A 16756-nucleotide genomic window follows, 5' to 3' on the forward strand; every position below is an offset into this window, starting at 1 on the left:
ATGGAAAGGTGGAACGCTTCTGGAGAACACTCAAAGAAGACCTCATCGAAGAAACCGACTTTGACAGCCTTGAAGAGTTCGAAGATGAGCTGGTACAATACCTGGTGTACTATAACTGGGAAAGACCACATCAAGGTATTGGAGGCAAAAAACCTATCGATATGATCACCCTAAACAACAAATCATAAATCAACTAATCTGTCCTCGAATTAATAAACCCTTACAGCAATGACACGGTTTTCTAAGACAGGCGCAACCCCAAGTATATGCGAAGTTCACGTCAGCAAACAGCTTCGGGCGAAAGCGGGCAGAACTGCGTTGGGCCAGAGCGCAAAGGCGGGCATTGCGAACTTGTTGCATGTGGGGAGGAATAGCGGGGCGGGGCAAAAGTTCCAGCCCCAAGTTCTGCACGATTTGCAGGGTAATGGCCTCGTGCGGCAAAGAAGCCTATTGCTGGATATGACCTTTTGCTACTTTTGGGGCATAGCCAAAAGTAGTAGCCTCTGCGGCAATGAGCAGACTGACGTAGATTACAGCACAGTCGCCCTGTGTAGTTTAGAGATTGCTTTGTCGTTCCTCCTCGCAATGACGATAGTTGGAGGTACGCTATCCGGAATACGTAGAGATTGCTTCGTACCTCGCAGCAGTGACGATATTTTGTAAAGCATCAAATACTCGGTTTACGTTATTTTACCTTCAAAGCCTAACGAAATTAAATACTCCGAATCGATAACCGGAAAGATGAAAAGTATAATATAGAATCTAACTTAAAACAGATACCCTGCATCTCAAAAAATAATTATCTTGCTTCATGCTTTTTACCGAAGACTTTTTGCATTACGTATGGAAATTCAGGTTGTTTGAACGTGCCGATCTGCGAACTGTTGATGGCGAAGAGATAGAAGTGTTTTCGGCAGGGCTGCATAACAAGGATGCCGGGCCCGATTTTCAAACCGCCCGCATCCGCATTGGCGATACCGTTTGGGCGGGCAATGTAGAACTGCACCTTAAATCGTCCGACTGGCAAAAACATGGCCATGCTGGCGATAATGCTTACGACAATGTAATACTGCACGTGGTGTACCGCGACGATGAGCCGGTTATATTACCCAACGGACGGCGCATCCCAACGCTCGAACTGCAAGACCGCATCCCGGAGGTGCTGTACAACCGCTATCATCATTTAGTATACGGCAATCAGCAGGTGATCCCTTGCGAAGCCAGCATTGGTTTGGTTGATGGTTTAACCATGCACAATTGGCTATCGCGCATTATGATTGAACGTTTGGAGAAGCGTTCGGAAACGGTTATTTCAGCACTAACGCTTAACCGTGGCGATTGGGAAGAAACCTTTTATCGTTTTTTGGCGGCCAACTTCGGGTTCAAAATTAACGCGCTGCCGTTTGAACTGATGGCGAAATCGCTACCGCAGATCATCCTGGCGAAGCATAAAAATTATGCGTTGCAAATAGAGGCGCTCATTTTTGGACAGGCCGGGTTTTTAGAGGGCGATTTTAAAGATGAATATCCATTAAAACTAAAGGCAGAATACAGCTTTCTGCAAAAGAAACACAAACTAAAACCTGTAGAAAACCACCTTTGGAAGTTTATGCGCCTGCGCCCGCAAAATTTTCCTACCATCAGGCTGGCGCAGTTCGCGGCGCTCATCATCCGGTCGAACCATTTATTGAGCAAGGTTTTGGAGATAAAGGAGGTGGATGGCCTGCGCAAGCTGTTTGCCGACGTAACTGTGAATGAGTACTGGGAAACCCATTACCGTTTCGATACCGAATCTGCACCGTCATCAAAACAATTGGGGCAGGCATCGGTTAACTTATTGTTAATGAATACGGTGGTGTTGTTTTTGTTTAGTTATGGCAGGCACCATCAGCAGGGCTACTACATTAGCCGCGCTATAAAGTTGTTGGAAAGTTTACCTGCCGAAAAGAACAATATTACAGGGGATTTTGCTACCTTAGGGGTGAAAATAAACAACGCCTTTGAATCGCAGGGTTTGCTGGAACTAAAAAATAGTTACTGCAATTATAAGAAATGCCTCGATTGCGGCGTTGGTAATAAAATACTAAAGTTGGCCTGATATGCTACAGCGGATAATTACATTTTTTGAACGGTACTCTTTTGGGGTATGCACTTACCTTGGTGAGCGTTTTAATGTATCAATAGCTAAGATCAGGCTGTTCTTTATCTACTCATCTTTTTTGGCGGTTGGTTTCCCGCTTATCTTTTATTTCTTTGCCGGTATTGTGCTTGATATCCGCAATTACGTTAAACGCAAACGTACCCGTTTAACCGATTTCTAAAAACAATCAGCTCAGTTTTATCTCGACAATTTTTGCAAGGGTTTTAAACCGTTAGGGTGAACTTTGTGCCTATGCCAACGGTGCTTTCTATGGTCATGCTGCCGCCCATGCGGTCAACAAACTCTTTTACCAGCATCAGGCCTAAGCCATTGCCTTTTTCGTTACGGGTGCCCTCGGTAGTATTGCTGTTGGTGCCGTTGAGCAAACCGGCGGCTTTTTCGGGCAGCATGCCTACGCCGGTATCGGCTACTTCAATAGTGGTTAGGTGGGCATCGGTTTTAGCGGTAATGGTAACGGTGCCGTTCTCGGTAAACTTATTGGCGTTGCTAATGAGGTTGCGCAAAATAAACTCAATCACCCGTTTATCGGTACGCACAGTAAACTCCTGCGGAATATCGTTCACTATCAGGTTATGCTTGCTATGGCTGTTCAGGGTAAGCGAATCGGCTATATTGCAGATCAGGTCGTGCAGGTGAATGTTTTCGAAGTTCAGAATATCGAACTTGAGCTGCATTTCGCCCCAGTTCACCACGTTCTCAATCATATCAATGGTACTATCCAGTTGTACCTCAACCAGTCCCATCATTTCGGCGGCCTCATACTCGTCGAGCATATCGGCCCGCCTGAATTCTATTACCGATTTAATAGAAGCCAGCGGATTGCGCACATCATGCGCCAGTATAGATATAATGCGTTTTTGCGTTTGGGTAAGATAATTAAGGTGTTTATTCTTGATGCGTAGTTCCGCTATCTTGATCACGTTATCGGCCAATACCTTTAAACCGTTGCGTTGTTTTTCGGTAAGCATGCGGGGCATTTTATCAATAACGCATAGCGTGCCCAGCCTGTTCCCGGCCTTGGTAACCAGCGGCACACCGGCATAATACCTTATTGCCGGGTTATCAATCACCAGCGGGTTATCGTTAAAGCGGATATCCTCTTTAGCATCGGGCACCTCAAATAAATGATCCTGCAAAATAGCGTGGCTGCAAAAAGAAATATCGCGGTTGGTTTCATCAACATCAAGCCCTACACGTGCTTTAAACCATTGCCTGTTGGCATCAACCAAACTAATAAGCGATATAGGCATATCGCACAGGTCTGATGCCAGCTGCACTATGTCGTCAAACTCCTTTTCGTGCGGGGTGTCTAACAGTTCAATATTATAAAGTTCTTGCAGGCGTTTCTGCTCGTTATTCGGAAAACCGGCGGTTCTCATTTTTTATAGTTATTGGTTAAATAGGGGGATCACTCCCAAATGTACTAAAGAATATTAACAAAAATGTTACAATTGAAATTAGGAGAGGCTGGTTAACTGATATTACAATTTATACGATGGGTGGTGCTTAAATGTTATATAGGTTAATTTTATTATTGTGTTGGTTAATAGTAAACGGCTCAAAAGGTATTGCACGTAATGTTTAATAAAAATGCGGGTATGCCGGTAAGCCGATTTTTATTTATTTGCTGTTTGCGGCCAATTGATAGATTTCAAGGTAAATTATTTAGGTATAACGTTCGGTTTTTGTCGTTAAAATATAATTTGAAAAACTTAAAACAATTTGCTGTTTCAGGTATTATACATTGTTAACAAAAAATATTCAGGGTAACTTTTTATGGGGTTAATTTTACTTGCTGATGGATAACGAACGGGACTTTGATCTGCTAAATAACGATAGCATTTTCCGTACGTTAATTGAGGAATCGCCTACGGCTGTGGGCCTGTATGTAGGGCGCGAAATGCGTATACAATTGGCCAATGATGCCATGCTGCATATATGGGGCAAGGGCAACATTATTGGCCAAACTTTACGCGAGGCACTGCCCGAACTGGAAGGCCAACCCTTTCATCAGCTGCTTGATGATGTTTATACTACCGGCATCCCCTACCAATCCGACGAAGACGCGGTTGATTTTTTGATTGATGGCAAACTGCAACGCTTTTACTTCAGCTTTACCTACAAAGGCCTTAAAAATAAAGATGGCAGGGTATGGGCTATTTTAAATACCGCTACCGATGTTACCGAGCTGGCGCTCACCCGCAGAAAACTTGCCGAAAGTGAGCAAAGCACCCGTGTTGCCTTAAGGGCCGGAGAACTGGGCACCTGGGATCTCGACCCTATCAATAATATAGTTACCTGGGATGAAAAATGCAAAGAGCTGTACGGTTTCCCCAAGGGCGATCATATAAGTTATGAGGGCGTTTTAAAACACATGCACCCTGCCGATGTAGAGCGGGTAAACAAAGCGGTACTAACCGCGCTCGATATTGCGTCGGGTGGCGATTACCGGGTGGAATTTCGTACAATAGGTGCTGCCGATGGTAAGATCCGCTGGTTACGGTGCGAGGGAAAGGCCTATTTTAACAGTGATGGCATTGCCTATCGTTTTGCAGGTACAGCCCGCGATATCAGCACCGAAGTAAACGAACAAAAGCAGCAGCGCCGCCTAACCGCGCTGGTTGAAAATACCGACGACATTATTTGTACCGCCGATTTAGACGGCAATATCAATTATATAAACAAAGCAGGTTTGCAGCTATTAGGCATTGCCGATGATGAAAACTACGCTCCGCTGCATGCCAGTAAGATCTACTTTCCGGAAGATGTGCCTGTTTTGGAGCAGGAGATAATACCCGCGCTGATGAGTAAGGGTAAATGGTCGGGCAGGATGCGTTACCGTAACCTTGTTACCGGCGAAGCCATCCCGGTATTTATTAACTCATTCCGAATAGATGGGCCAATTTCTGGTACGCCTATAGCGCTGGCATCGGTAAACCGCGATCTCAGGCCCGAGCTTGCCGCCAATAACGAACGTAATAAACTGCTCGCGTTAATTGATAGCAGCAGCGGCTTTGTAAGCCTTTCCGAACTGGATGGTACCGTTACTTATGTTAACGCCACAGGCAGGGCCATGCTGGGTATTGATGCCAACACTACCAATTTGGGGCATAACAGTCAGTTTATTATGCCTTATGAAATAAAGAGGCTTAAAGATGAAATAAATAAACAATTGCTGGAAGAAGGCCGGTGGACAGGCCGTGTTGATTATCGTCACTTCAAAACCGGCGAAGCCATCCCTGTTGAGGGTAGCAGCATGCTGGTGTACGATAGCCTGACCGGTAAGGCGCAGGGCAGGGCATCCATAGCGCGCGATTTGCGGCAGGAAATTGCCGATAAGAAAGCCTTGCAGGATAGTCAGCACCTGTTGCACAATATTACCACCGCGTCGCCAACGGCGCTGTGGATGTCGGACAGGGAGGGCAGGATAATTTATACCAACCAAACCTGGCTCGACTGGACAGGCCAAACTAACGACGAAGTAATGGGCGACGGCTGGCTGCAACCTTTAGTAGCAGAAGACAGGGCAATAGCCGCGAAAAAGTTCATCGGCGATCTGGCGGCACGCCGGCATTACGAGGTTTCATTCAGGTTGATCCGTAAGGATGGTGAGATCCGCTGGTGCGTGGCTACAGGTAACCCGCAATACCATAGCGACGGTACTTTTGCCGGTTATATAGGTTCATGTACCGATGTTACCGAATATACCCTCATTGAGCAGCAATTGCAGGAGCGCAATATAGAACTGAATGTACAGGTTGGCCAGTTTGAGTTTGTGAACAATTTTATGCCCGTACAGTTATGGACGGCTACCGTAAACGGCGACCTCGATTACGTAAACCAGCGAGCTATCGACTATTTTGGTAATAACGAGGGCGAACTTGCCGATATATGGCAAAACTTTGTACACCCCGATGATATGCTGCCAACTACAAAGGCCTGGCTGCACTCCATACAAAGCGGCAGTCCGTTCCAGGTAGAATTCAGGCTGAAGGGAAGCGACGGCATTTACCGCTGGCATTTAGCCAGGGCACTGCCTTTTACGCGCGACGGTAAAATTGTAAAGTGGTTTGGTACCAATACCGACATTGATGAGCAAAAGCAGATGCAACGCCAAAAAGACGACTTTTTGGGTATCGCCAGTCACGAATTGAAAACGCCGGTTACCAGTATAAAAGCCTACGCCCAGGTGCTTGGAGCCATGCTCGAAAAAGAGGGCGAACAGCGCAAAGCCGAAATGGTAAGCCGTATGGATGCCCAGGTAAACCGTCTCACCAATTTAATTGGTGATTTACTGGATGTTACTAAAATAAACTCGGGCCGTTTGCAGTTTAATAAGGTGTGGTTTGATATTAATAAAGTGGTGCGCGAAACCATGGTTGATTTGCAGCACACCACACACCGCCACAAACTTGTTGAAGATTTTACCGAAACCGGGAAAATTTACACCGATAAAGACCGCATAGGCCAGGTGATCACCAACCTTATTACCAATGCAATTAAGTATTCGCCGCAGGCCGATAGGATAATTGTAAGCACCCGGCGCGAAAAACAGGAAATTGTTGTTTGCGTACAGGATTTTGGCATTGGAATAGCAGATAATAAACAGGATAAGGTGTTTGAGCAATTTTATCGCGTTAGCGGCAGCAAACAACATACTTTCCCCGGCCTTGGGCTGGGCTTATACATCTCATCAGAAATTATAAAACGCGAGGGCGGGCGCATGTGGGTGAACAGCATTGAAGGCAAAGGATCTACCTTTTGTTTTTCGCTGCCCGTAACCACGCTCAACTAAATTTTGTATACAGCTTTTATAGCTTATAGGAATATAATAAATTTGATCAATTAACATTAACATGACAGGCCAAAAGAGGATAATGATTGCAGATGACGACCCCGGAATTGTTGACGCGGTTGAAATGCTATTGGAGTTTGAGGGATATGCGGTAACATCTACCGGCGATGGCTCATCAGTATTAAATTTAAGTGGCGAACTGCCCGACTTGTTGTTGCTCGATATTTGGATGAGCGGCGAAGACGGACGCGATATATGCCGTAAGCTGAAAGAGGATGAATCAAAGAGACACATGCCTGTGCTGATGATATCGGCCAGCAAGGATGTGCGCGAATCGGCACTGGATGCCGGCGCCAATGATTTTTTGGCTAAACCTTTCGAAATGAACGATCTGCTGCAAAAGATAGAAGCGCTTACCCAAAAATCGGCGTAGCTAAAATAAAAAACATAAAGCCCGCGACCCTGTTACTATCTATATAACCAATAGATACTAAAATGGGCACATTACAGCATATACAACACCAGATTGTTGGTCTTAACGAATTGATTAAGGCCAATAACGACCGTATTGCAGGTTTAGAAAAAGCGACCGAAAATACCGATGATACCGGGCTTAAAACCCTGTTTGCCGAATATATTGACCAAAGCAAGGCCAATGTAAACGAGCTGAAAGATTACATCCACGTTTTAGGCGGCGAACCTGCCGATGGTACTACCCTTGCCGGTAAATTATCAAACACCTGGACGGACGTTAAATCTGTTTTCGGTACGCCGGATAGGCATTCGGTTTTAGCGGGTGTGGAATCGGGGGAGGACGTGATCAAAGCTGGGTACCGTAAAGCGCTTGACGATAAAGAACTGATATGGGAAGACGACAAGGTGGTAGCCCTGCTCACCGGTCAGTTAGATGCATTGAAGACCGCGCATGATTCTGTTAAGGCATTGAGAGATGCTACCGTTAATTCATAATTTCAATCACCCTTTAAATATTAAGATCATGGATCCGGTTGATGAATCATTTATAGAAGAGTTTAAGCCTGTGCACGTACCTCATAAATATGAGGCCGCCGAAAGCTGGCAGGATAAAGTTATATTTTCGCTGGCCGAATTAAACAACGGAACAATTGCCGAAGTGAGCGAAAAACTGCACGAGTTAGAACCTGACACGGAGATGGCCGTTATCACCCAAAATACTCAAAAGATATTGATAGGTTTGTATGACAAAGGCTTGTTAAAAGCGGTAGAAGAGGAAGGTCACCTGCGTTATAACCTCAGCAAAAACCTGGAACCCCATACCGGCAAAACCGACGTTTAATTTTTAGATAGATAAGGAGATACGATAATGGCAAACTTTCAGGAAATAATAGCTTCAGAAAAACCGGTACTGATTGATTTTTCGGCAGAGTGGTGCGGTCCGTGTAAAATGATGCCGCCAATACTTGAACAATTGAAGAAAGCAATGGGCGATGCCGTAACTATTTTAAAGATAGATGTGGACAAGAACCCGCAGGTAGCCAACGCCTATCATATACAAAGTGTGCCCACGCTCATCTTATTTCAAAACAGCCAAACCAAATGGAGACAATCAGGCGTGGTACAGGCCGGGCAGCTTCAGCAAATTATACAACAGTACGTATAAAGCGGTAATTAAGTAATATCGATTTTTACTCATCCATTATCGCTTCGCCCAATCCACCTTCTCTGCCACGCAGAGAAGGTTTTTTTAAAATTTTTTTTCACCCTCTTTGCGCAGCAGAGAGGGTCGACCAGCGTAGCGTAGTCGGGGTGAGTTAATTTAAAAATGCAGAAAGTTACTTAGCAGGAATACTATTCCAACCCTCATTAAAACCATCGGTAAAGCCATGTTTAATAGCGGGCCAGTTGTTGATTATAATAACTACTGCAAAAGCCAGTACTGTAATCTTTAAGCGTTTTTTTGATTGAGCGTTCATCGCGTTTATTTATGCACTAATATATGTGTCGATAATTACATTACCAAACTAAACTTTGGCGTTCAATAACCAGCGCCATGCCCAGCGTGTGGTACGGTTAAAGCCCCCCCAGCTTGCCACAAATTCGATTATGTTTTGCAGGCAGGCATCGGCAAATTTCTTTTTGTAATTGTTGAATGCGAGTTGGTAAACGGCATCGGCGTTTTTTATTCCTATCCGTTCAAAAATCTCTTTCTTCACGTACAGCGTCCGTAAAAAGTAAATGTTGAACAATATCACGAAACTATAGGCCGATCGCTTGATGTATCCTGCCTTGGCTGTATAGCGCTCCAGCAACCATTTGGTAAAATGAATGTGCCTGCCTTCTTCAATATTATGCAGGTCGAACACCTTTTTCAGTACAGGATAAATCCGTGGTTCGCGGCGGCTGTAGTTGCCGTAAGTATCGGTAACCAACTCAATGGCTACGCTACCCATAAAAAGGTAGTCGGCAGCAAAGTATTTGGTGCTGAACTGTCCAATAAATTTATGGAAGCGGGTAGGCGGTAAAGGATCGCCTTGCAGGCACGCCACGGCCTGGGCAAACATTTCCTGGTGGCGGTACTCTTCAATAAGTTCGCGCAGCAAAAAACGGTACTCCACATCGGTAGGTTTAAGCGTAAGCATATAGCGCGACATAAATACGCAAAATAAACCTTCGCCCCAGCCATACGAGTACATTACCTGCACGGCTTCGTGCCTGCCCAGGTCAAGCTTTTGCTGGGTGCTCAGGGTGTTGTATATGTCAAGTCCTTCGAGCGAATGGAGTATTTCGGGCAGGTAAATATCCTGTTCTGCCGGATCCAGCTGCCAGGGTACATAAGTTTCGGGCAGTAAAGGGCGTTCTTTACTTATTTTTATAAGCCGTTCAACCTCAAATGCTTGCATGCTGATCTTTTAAAGTACTGTTAAATCAAAATTACTAAACATTTAATTAAACGTTGGCTCAAAGTATACTTGATAAAAAAACTTATTTTTGCATTTGCAAAAAATCTTAGGGGGATACCCCATTTAATATGGCCGATATACAACATCTGTTTCAGCAAGCAGTTCAACTGCTACAGCAACTCATATCAATACCATCATTCAGCAGGGAAGAAGACCGCACTGCCGACCTGATAGAACAATTTTTACAACAACATGGTGTGGAAACCCACCGCAAGCTTAATAATATATGGGCCTGGAACAAACATTTTGATCCGGCTAAGCCTACCATTCTCCTCAATTCGCACCACGATACGGTAAAGCCCAACTCGGGTTACAGCCGCGACCCTTACGACGCTAAAATTGAAGATGGCAAACTTTACGGACTTGGCAGTAATGATGCCGGTGGCTGTTTAGTATCGCTGATAGCGGTGTTCCTGTACTTTTTCGAAAAGGAGGGACTTAAATACAACTTCTGCCTGGCTACTACGGCCGAAGAAGAAATTTCGGGCGTTAATGGCCTGGAGTTGATCATTCCTGACCTGGGCAAGCTTGATTTCGGCATTGTAGGCGAACCAACCCTGATGCAACTGGCCATAGCCGAACGCGGTTTGATGGTGCTGGATTGTACCAGTTATGGTAAAGCAGGCCATGCCGCCCGTGAGGAGGGCGATAACGCTATTTATCGTGCCCTTACAGATATCGAATGGTTCCGCACGTTCAGGTTCCCGAAGGAATCAGAAGTTTTCGGGCCGATAAAAATGTCGGTTACTATTATTAACGCAGGTTCGCAGCATAACGTGGTGCCGGCAAGTTGTGTATTTACGGTAGACGTAAGGGTGACCGACGCGTACCGTAACGAGGAAGTACTGGAAATTATCCGCGAGCATGTAAAATGCGAAGTAAAACCACGTTCTATCCGTTTAAAGCCATCATCAATAGATAAAAATCACCCCATTGTACAAGCCGGTATAACTTTAGGCCGTATCACCTACGGCTCACCAACCACGTCAGATCAGTCATTGCTGGATATCCCGTCGATCAAAGTAGGCCCCGGCGATTCCGCCCGTTCTCATACCGCCGACGAGTTTGTCTACGTAGATGAAATACGGGAAGGCATAGAGCTGTACGTTAAAATGCTGGAACAGATCAATTAGAAGCGAGCTAATTATATATTATCGTCATTGCGAGCGTAGCGAAGCGATCTCTAAGCTATACGGAGTGCTTATTTATAAACGGGTCATCCTGAGCTTGTCGAAGGATCGTGCGCAGAGGCCTTCACCAACGCACCCTTCGACAAGCTCAGGGTGACAATCCATAACATTATAAACTGTGATCAATCGCACTTTCCACTTCAGCTTGCTCATCTACTATCACCGGCCTTAGTTTATAAAACCAAATAGACAACAAACCAATAATTACAGTAGGCACAATAGTAAGCAGGAAATTAGTTACGGTATCAGGGGCAGATACTACAAGGTAATAAAAAGCAAAAATAAACAGCGTAAGTGAGGTTGTCCTTAGCGCTATCCGTATTTTCATATCCCGGTTCGATAATCCAAGCTTCAGCACGTGGCGTGTGGTGAAAAACAGCGTTACCCCAAAAATGAGGGTTAGCACAATAGTATCGACGTACTTTACATTAAAGTTAAAGCTCCAACTACGTGTAGCTGTTATCGTCATGTATTTAATGTAAGTCAGGCCTATAGCAAGCGTAAGCGGCACAGGTATTAGCAGGGTGGTAAGCCCTACTTTTATGGTATAAGAAAGTACTGATTTCATATTAAAGCCTGAAATTTGAAGGCGCTCCAATTGTATAAATTTTTTGCTCCGGATTGAATACCCATATACCTAATACCACATTTATACAATACGAAATGTATACAACACTGTTATTACTGCTCCCAAATAAATGTAAAAGTAAGAAAGGCGCAGATGTGAAAGCTATGCCAAAGAATGATAGTATAATTTTCTTGAAAATTATTTTTGATGATATACCTTCTAAAAACTTAACAGCGCAGTAAAAACATATAAAACTTATTGGCGAAAGCATCCCTCCGCCAAATATAATGCTACCAAGTATAAAGCCACCGGGGTTTGATGCAATATAATTTGTGTTGAAAATGTAGTCGATTAATATAGCCAAAAAGGGAGCGACCAATATCGTAGTCAGCCAAATTTTACAGCTATAGTTTAATGCCTGATTCATATTTAATGCTTAATTATATATGATTTAGTTTTTGCTAATATACAAGTTTCAATCACGTAGTAATTTGCCAATCATTTTAAAACTGACTAACTTGCTGTATGCTTCAAATTGATTTATCCACTTTTCCCGAATTGCAAACCGAACGGCTAATCCTTCGTCAATTGAGAATAACTGATAGCGATGCAATTTTTGCCTTACGATCTGATGATGAGGTGAACAAGTACATCGGCCGCAAAAAAGCCGCGTCGGTAGATGATGCCATCGCGCATATTCAAAAAATTTCGGAGGTTACGCAAAGTAACGAGGCTGTTTTTTGGGCGATAACTTTTAAAGGGGAAGATAAACTGATAGGTACTATACTTTACTGGAACATTGATAAAGCAAATCACATTGCCGAAATTGGATACGAGTTATTACCCGAATATCAGGGCAGAGGCATTATGCAAGAAGCTCTCGCGGCGGTTATAGCTTACGGCTTTAATCAATTGAAAATTAAAACCATTGAAGCTTACACTATCCCTGCAAATGAGCGTTCGCTTAGCCTGTTGAATAAGTTTGGATTCGAAAAGAAGCCTAACCCACGGGGTGATAGTCCTGAAGTAATATACGCGCTTTCTGCTGATAGATAATCTCGCGCAATTGCTTGCCATCTGCATTGTAATATAATTTTATATTTGCACCATGAGTAAGCTTTGGCAAAAAACAACCAATGTAAATGAACTGGTAGAAAGTTTCACCGTGGGCCGCGACCGTGAGTTCGACAGCCAGATGGCTGCTTTTGATGTATTGGGATCGCTGGCGCATACCCAAATGCTGCAAAGCATTGGTTTGCTTAGTGCCGATGATCTGGCATTGGTTCAGCATGAGTTGAAAGGAATATATAAAACTATTGAGGATGGCAGCTTCGTTATTGAAGATAATGTAGAAGACGTACACTCGCAGGTTGAGCTGCTGCTTACCCGCAGCATTGGCGATGCCGGTAAAAAAATACACAGCGGCCGTTCACGTAACGACCAAGTTTTAGTCGACCTGAAATTGTTTTTCAGGCACGAACTGCAACAGGTGGTTAACGAAACCGAAATACTGTTTCGCCAGTTGATAGAATTAAGCGAGAAACATAAAGATGTGCTGTTGCCCGGTTATACGCATTTGCAGGTAGCGATGCCGTCATCGTTCGGTTTATGGTTTGGCGCTTATGCCGAAAGCCTGGCCGATGACCTGGAGCTGGTATTGGCCGCTTATAAGATCACCAACAAAAATCCTTTAGGTTCGGCGGCCGGCTATGGCTCGTCGTTCCCGCTTAACCGTACTTTAACTACGGAGTTGCTTGGCTTCGAGAGTCTGAATTATAACGTTGTTTACGCGCAAATGGGGCGTGGTAAAACCGAACGTATTATTGCGCAGGCATTATCGTCAATAGCGGCAACCCTGGCCAAAATGGCTATGGATCAGGCGCTTTACCTGAGCCAAAACTTCGCTTTTGTAAGCTACCCTGATACGCTCACCACAGGCAGCAGTATTATGCCGCATAAAAAGAACCCCGATGTTTGGGAAATTATGCGTGGTAAATGCAACCGCCTGCAAGCGCTGCCAAACGATGTAGCCATGATGACTACCAACCTGCCATCAGGCTATCACCGCGAGCTGCAATTGCTGAAAGAATTATTATTCCCGGCATTTACCGAACTGAAGAGCTGCCTGCACATGGCAACCTTTATGCTGCAAAACATCACTGTTAAAGAAGATATCCTGAACGATGCAAAATACGCTTACCTGTTTAGTGTAGAAGAGGTGAACAGGCAGGTATTGAACGGCGTACCTTTCCGCGACGCGTATAAACAAGTAGGATTGGCCATTGAAGAAGGGAATTTTAACCCCGATAAAACCGTGAACCATACCCACGAGGGTAGCATAGGTAATTTGGGTAACGAATACATTACCGCCGCTTTTGACCAGCTATTGGGTAATTTCAACTTTACTAAAACCGAAGAAGCTGTAAGTAAGCTGGTAAAATAACTTGTTTAGTGTTTAATGGTTTATTAGCTTTATAAGCTGTTAAACACTAAACCTATGAAACGCCTTCTCTCCGTATCCCTGCTGATTTTTTGCTGCTGTTTTTTATCGTGCAAGCACGACGACGGCATTTATATTAAAGGCGATGTAAAAGGCATTGGCGACAGGTATGTGTACCTGTACCGTAACTTCTCAGATCATAAACCTATTGATTCGGTACGGGCAACTGATGGTAAGTTTGAGTTCAGTTTACACCCGGATACTTCTTTTACTCCTGTTTTGGCATATATTACTTATGCCGATGAAAAGAATAAACAACAAAATCTTGCGGTTATTAATCCTTATGAAACCAAAGGAGATGAGGTACATCTCTATGCCGACTTTTTGTTAGAAAAAGGAGAAATTACGTTAACCGGTGATCTTGCCAAAAAACGGGGCGGCGTTACTTTAGCAAACGGTACCCAAAACGACTTCACTTTTAAAAATATAACTCTGCCCTACATCCGGATCAGCGGCGATACCAACAGACGTGCTGCCCAGTTTAACCGTATTAAAAAACTCGTGGCAGACAAGCCCGATGCCTATTGGGTGATGTATGCGATGAGTAACCTTAAATACAGCTTTAACAAAAGCCAGGTTTCGGCAATATACAACGGGTTTGATAAAGGGCTTCGGCAATCTTATGAAGGGCGTAAGCTTAAGCAATTTTTGGATGAACGCCCGGCAACGGAAGATCAATTTTTTAACAGCGTATTTGCTGATAAGGATGGCAGGCAGGTGAACTTGGTTGACAGTACCAAAAAGCTCAATATGGTAGTATTTTGGGCCAGTTGGTGTGGCCCGTGCAGGCGCGAGATACCGGGATTGAAAAAAATAGCAAGTGAATTTAATGATACGGGCCTACGTTTGGTAAGTGTATCCATTGATAAAGATAAGGCTGCATGGTTAAAGGCTATGGAGCAGGAAAACATGAGCTGGCAACAGCTTATTGTGCCCAAGGCTGATTTTAGTACTGCCGAAGCAAGGTATAATTTAGGTTCTATTCCGCAGATCTATCTGGTTTCAAATAAAAACCACATTGTTAAAAAAGTGATGGGTTTTAGCGAGGGTAACGAAGCGGTGATGAAAACTTTTATAAGAGATTACCTTGCAAAAAACTGATATTTGCCGGTATGAACTGGATATTGTTATTTATTGCCGGCCTGTGCGAAGTAGGTTTTACTACCTGCCTGGGCAAAGCTAAAGAGGCCGCAGGTAACGCGTATTATGGGTGGATAGGCGGCTTCCTTGTTTTTTTGACTGTGAGTATGGTGTTGCTTTACAAAGCTACCCAAACACTGCCATTAGGTACGGCTTATGCAGTGTGGACGGGCATCGGCGCTGTAGGCACGGTAATTATCGGCATCATCTTTTTTAAGGAACCTGCCACGTTTTGGCGTTTATTTTTCATAGTAACGCTTATCAGCTCAATTATGGGGCTTAAATTTGTATCTACCTCACACTAAATTACTCATGAACGGACAAAACAGAAGCGATATATATCCCGGTTTAGAGGTTGACATCATCCTGAAGAAAGATCAGCGCAGCGGTAAACTTACCCGCGGCATTGTTAAAGATCTGCTTACCAGTTCGGCTTTTCACTCACGTGGTATCAAGGTACGTTTAGAGGACGGACAGGTAGGCCGCGTAGCCGAAATTGTAGAGGAAGATTAACGCAGCCGCTAATAGCTATCTGATTTAAAATCTGCATATTTGATCATACATCTGTTATCAAAATAATGCCTGCCGTAAAACCCCAGTTACCCAAAAGCTTTTTTTTTCGCCTCGATGCGCACTTTAGGGTATACGTTTCGCTGGCGGTGGCTATCGGCGCTTTCTTTTGCTTCAGGCATTTAACGGTTCTGGCAGTGGCATTGGTCACCTGGATAGCGTTTGCCTTTACCGTTATAGTGCTCGACTGGATCATCATTATTTGGGCGCATCCGCGCGAGATCCGCAGGATTGCCAGTCTGGAAGATTCCAGCCGGACAGCCATCTTTCTTTTCGTGATAGGGGCATCGCTCATTAGCCTGCTGGCTATTTACCTGCTGCTCAAATCATCAAAGGGGCATGCCGATGACGAGATCACTACCAATATCTTCCTGTCGATGACGGCCGTATTGGTTTCGTGGTGGCTGGTGCATACGCTGTTCAGCATGCGATACGCGCATTTATACTACCAGGAGATTACCGATGATGGTAAAAAAACGGTAGTTGGCGGCCTTGATTTCCCCGGAAAAGAAGATCCGGACTATCTCGACTTTGTGTACTTCGGTTTCGTTGTAGGGATGACCTTCCAGGTATCGGATGTGGAGATCACTTCACGGACTATCCGCCGTTTAACGCTGATGCACGGCTTAATTTCCTTCGCTTTTAATACTGCTATTGTGGCTTTGAGTATCAATGTTATATCGGGTTTGGTATCGGGTTAATTAATTAATACAAATGGCTTTACGAATTATACAGATTGAAAATCTCCATAATATCTCTGCCAAACCAAAAGCAGGCGACAGGAAATGGCTGAAAAAGCAGCGTAATCGTTACATCCGCAGAACTTCTGTATTGGAAGAGCCCTTTACAAAATTTAAGGGGTGGGAGTATTAAGTGCCGGGTTAAGGTCATCA

Annotated in this window: 21 protein-coding genes; 16 read left to right on the forward strand and 5 right to left on the reverse strand. The window is 44.3% G+C overall.

The features are described from left to right. From ABD894_RS26650 to ABD894_RS26660, 3 genes are all read left to right on the forward strand, one after another. Window positions 1-188, forward strand: a 188-nt coding sequence (locus ABD894_RS26650) for an integrase core domain-containing protein (RefSeq protein ID WP_345213428.1), incomplete at its 5' end; no start/stop codon positions are given. Between the two features lie 623 nt (window positions 189-811). Beyond that, window positions 812-2098, forward strand: a complete 1287-nt coding sequence (locus ABD894_RS26655; protein WP_345214152.1) for a DUF2851 family protein — start codon at window positions 812-814, stop codon at window positions 2096-2098. Between the two features lies 1 nt (window position 2099). Further along, window positions 2100-2321 (forward strand): PspC domain-containing protein, encoded by a 222-nt coding sequence (locus tag ABD894_RS26660; RefSeq protein ID WP_345214153.1) that lies wholly within the window; start codon window positions 2100-2102, stop codon window positions 2319-2321. A gap of 43 nt (window positions 2322-2364) precedes the next feature. On the opposite strand, the gene ABD894_RS26665 is transcribed toward ABD894_RS26660, so the two are convergent. Next, window positions 2365-3540: a GAF domain-containing sensor histidine kinase gene (locus ABD894_RS26665; RefSeq protein ID WP_345214154.1), complete on the reverse strand. Its 1176-nt coding sequence runs from the start codon at window positions 3538-3540 to the stop codon at window positions 2365-2367. A gap of 419 nt (window positions 3541-3959) precedes the next feature. On the opposite strand from ABD894_RS26665, the gene ABD894_RS26670 reads away from it, so the two are divergent. The 5 genes from ABD894_RS26670 to trxA all read left to right on the forward strand — a co-directional run bounded on the left by ABD894_RS26670 (window position 3960) and on the right by trxA (window position 8595). Continuing rightward, window positions 3960-6956, forward strand: a complete 2997-nt coding sequence (locus ABD894_RS26670; RefSeq protein WP_345214155.1) for a PAS domain S-box protein — start codon at window positions 3960-3962, stop codon at window positions 6954-6956. Between the two features lie 61 nt (window positions 6957-7017). Continuing rightward, window positions 7018-7389 (forward strand): response regulator transcription factor, encoded by a 372-nt coding sequence (locus tag ABD894_RS26675; RefSeq protein WP_345214156.1) that lies wholly within the window; start codon window positions 7018-7020, stop codon window positions 7387-7389. Between the two features lie 62 nt (window positions 7390-7451). Further along, window positions 7452-7925: a ferritin-like domain-containing protein gene (locus tag ABD894_RS26680; RefSeq protein WP_345214157.1), complete on the forward strand. Its 474-nt coding sequence runs from the start codon at window positions 7452-7454 to the stop codon at window positions 7923-7925. A gap of 28 nt (window positions 7926-7953) precedes the next feature. Beyond that, window positions 7954-8271 carry a hypothetical protein gene (locus ABD894_RS26685; protein ID WP_345214158.1) on the forward strand — a complete coding sequence of 106 codons (318 nt, stop codon included), beginning with the start codon at window positions 7954-7956 and terminating at the stop codon, window positions 8269-8271. A 27-nt stretch (window positions 8272-8298) separates the two neighbouring features. Then, window positions 8299-8595 carry a thioredoxin gene (gene trxA, locus ABD894_RS26690; protein WP_345214159.1) on the forward strand — a complete coding sequence of 99 codons (297 nt, stop codon included), beginning with the start codon at window positions 8299-8301 and terminating at the stop codon, window positions 8593-8595. Between the two features lie 172 nt (window positions 8596-8767). Here trxA and ABD894_RS26695 read toward each other — a convergent pair whose 3' ends face one another. Next, on the reverse strand, window positions 8768-8908 hold the full coding sequence (locus ABD894_RS26695; protein ID WP_345214160.1) for a hypothetical protein: 141 nt from the start codon (window positions 8906-8908) through the stop codon (window positions 8768-8770). Window positions 8909-8956: 48 nt separating this feature from the next. Then, a complete protein-coding gene (locus ABD894_RS26700; RefSeq protein ID WP_345214161.1) occupies window positions 8957-9835 on the reverse strand; it encodes a diiron oxygenase in 879 nt (292 codons plus the stop codon). Between the two features lie 128 nt (window positions 9836-9963). Here ABD894_RS26700 and ABD894_RS26705 point away from each other — a divergent pair, with 128 nt between their 5' ends. Beyond that, the gene (locus ABD894_RS26705; RefSeq protein WP_345214162.1) at window positions 9964-11028 is read left to right on the forward strand and encodes a M20 family metallo-hydrolase; all 1065 of its coding nucleotides are present in this window, start codon (window positions 9964-9966) and stop codon (window positions 11026-11028) included. A 166-nt stretch (window positions 11029-11194) separates the two neighbouring features. On the opposite strand, the gene ABD894_RS26710 is transcribed toward ABD894_RS26705, so the two are convergent. Together ABD894_RS26710 and ABD894_RS26715 are read right to left on the reverse strand one after the other, a co-directional pair. Further along, a complete protein-coding gene (locus ABD894_RS26710; RefSeq protein ID WP_345214163.1) occupies window positions 11195-11653 on the reverse strand; it encodes a hypothetical protein in 459 nt (152 codons plus the stop codon). 1 nt (window position 11654) lies between these two features. Further along, entirely contained in the window at window positions 11655-12080 is a 426-nt protein-coding gene (locus tag ABD894_RS26715) for a hypothetical protein (protein ID WP_345214164.1), read from the reverse strand. Between the two features lie 98 nt (window positions 12081-12178). On the opposite strand from ABD894_RS26715, the gene ABD894_RS26720 reads away from it, so the two are divergent. The 7 genes from ABD894_RS26720 to ABD894_RS26750 all read left to right on the forward strand — a co-directional run bounded on the left by ABD894_RS26720 (window position 12179) and on the right by ABD894_RS26750 (window position 16736). Beyond that, on the forward strand, window positions 12179-12709 hold the full coding sequence (locus ABD894_RS26720; RefSeq protein ID WP_345214165.1) for a GNAT family N-acetyltransferase: 531 nt from the start codon (window positions 12179-12181) through the stop codon (window positions 12707-12709). Between the two features lie 52 nt (window positions 12710-12761). Beyond that, entirely contained in the window at window positions 12762-14096 is a 1335-nt protein-coding gene (gene argH, locus ABD894_RS26725) for an argininosuccinate lyase (RefSeq protein WP_345214166.1), read from the forward strand. A gap of 54 nt (window positions 14097-14150) precedes the next feature. Then, entirely contained in the window at window positions 14151-15254 is a 1104-nt protein-coding gene (locus ABD894_RS26730; protein WP_345214167.1) for a redoxin domain-containing protein, read from the forward strand. An 11-nt stretch (window positions 15255-15265) separates the two neighbouring features. Then, complete coding sequence (locus tag ABD894_RS26735; protein ID WP_345214168.1) at window positions 15266-15598, forward strand: DMT family transporter; 333 nt, start codon at window positions 15266-15268, stop codon at window positions 15596-15598. A 7-nt stretch (window positions 15599-15605) separates the two neighbouring features. Beyond that, window positions 15606-15806 (forward strand): YwbE family protein, encoded by a 201-nt coding sequence (locus tag ABD894_RS26740; protein WP_345214169.1) that lies wholly within the window; start codon window positions 15606-15608, stop codon window positions 15804-15806. Between the two features lie 65 nt (window positions 15807-15871). Next, window positions 15872-16564 (forward strand): DUF1345 domain-containing protein, encoded by a 693-nt coding sequence (locus tag ABD894_RS26745; RefSeq protein ID WP_345214170.1) that lies wholly within the window; start codon window positions 15872-15874, stop codon window positions 16562-16564. A gap of 13 nt (window positions 16565-16577) precedes the next feature. After that, a complete protein-coding gene (locus ABD894_RS26750; protein ID WP_345214171.1) occupies window positions 16578-16736 on the forward strand; it encodes a hypothetical protein in 159 nt (52 codons plus the stop codon). The last annotated feature ends 20 nt before the right edge of the window (window positions 16737-16756 follow it).

The organism is Mucilaginibacter gynuensis (assembly GCF_039541195.1).
GTDB classification, from domain to species: Bacteria; Bacteroidota; Bacteroidia; order Sphingobacteriales; family Sphingobacteriaceae; genus Mucilaginibacter; species Mucilaginibacter gynuensis.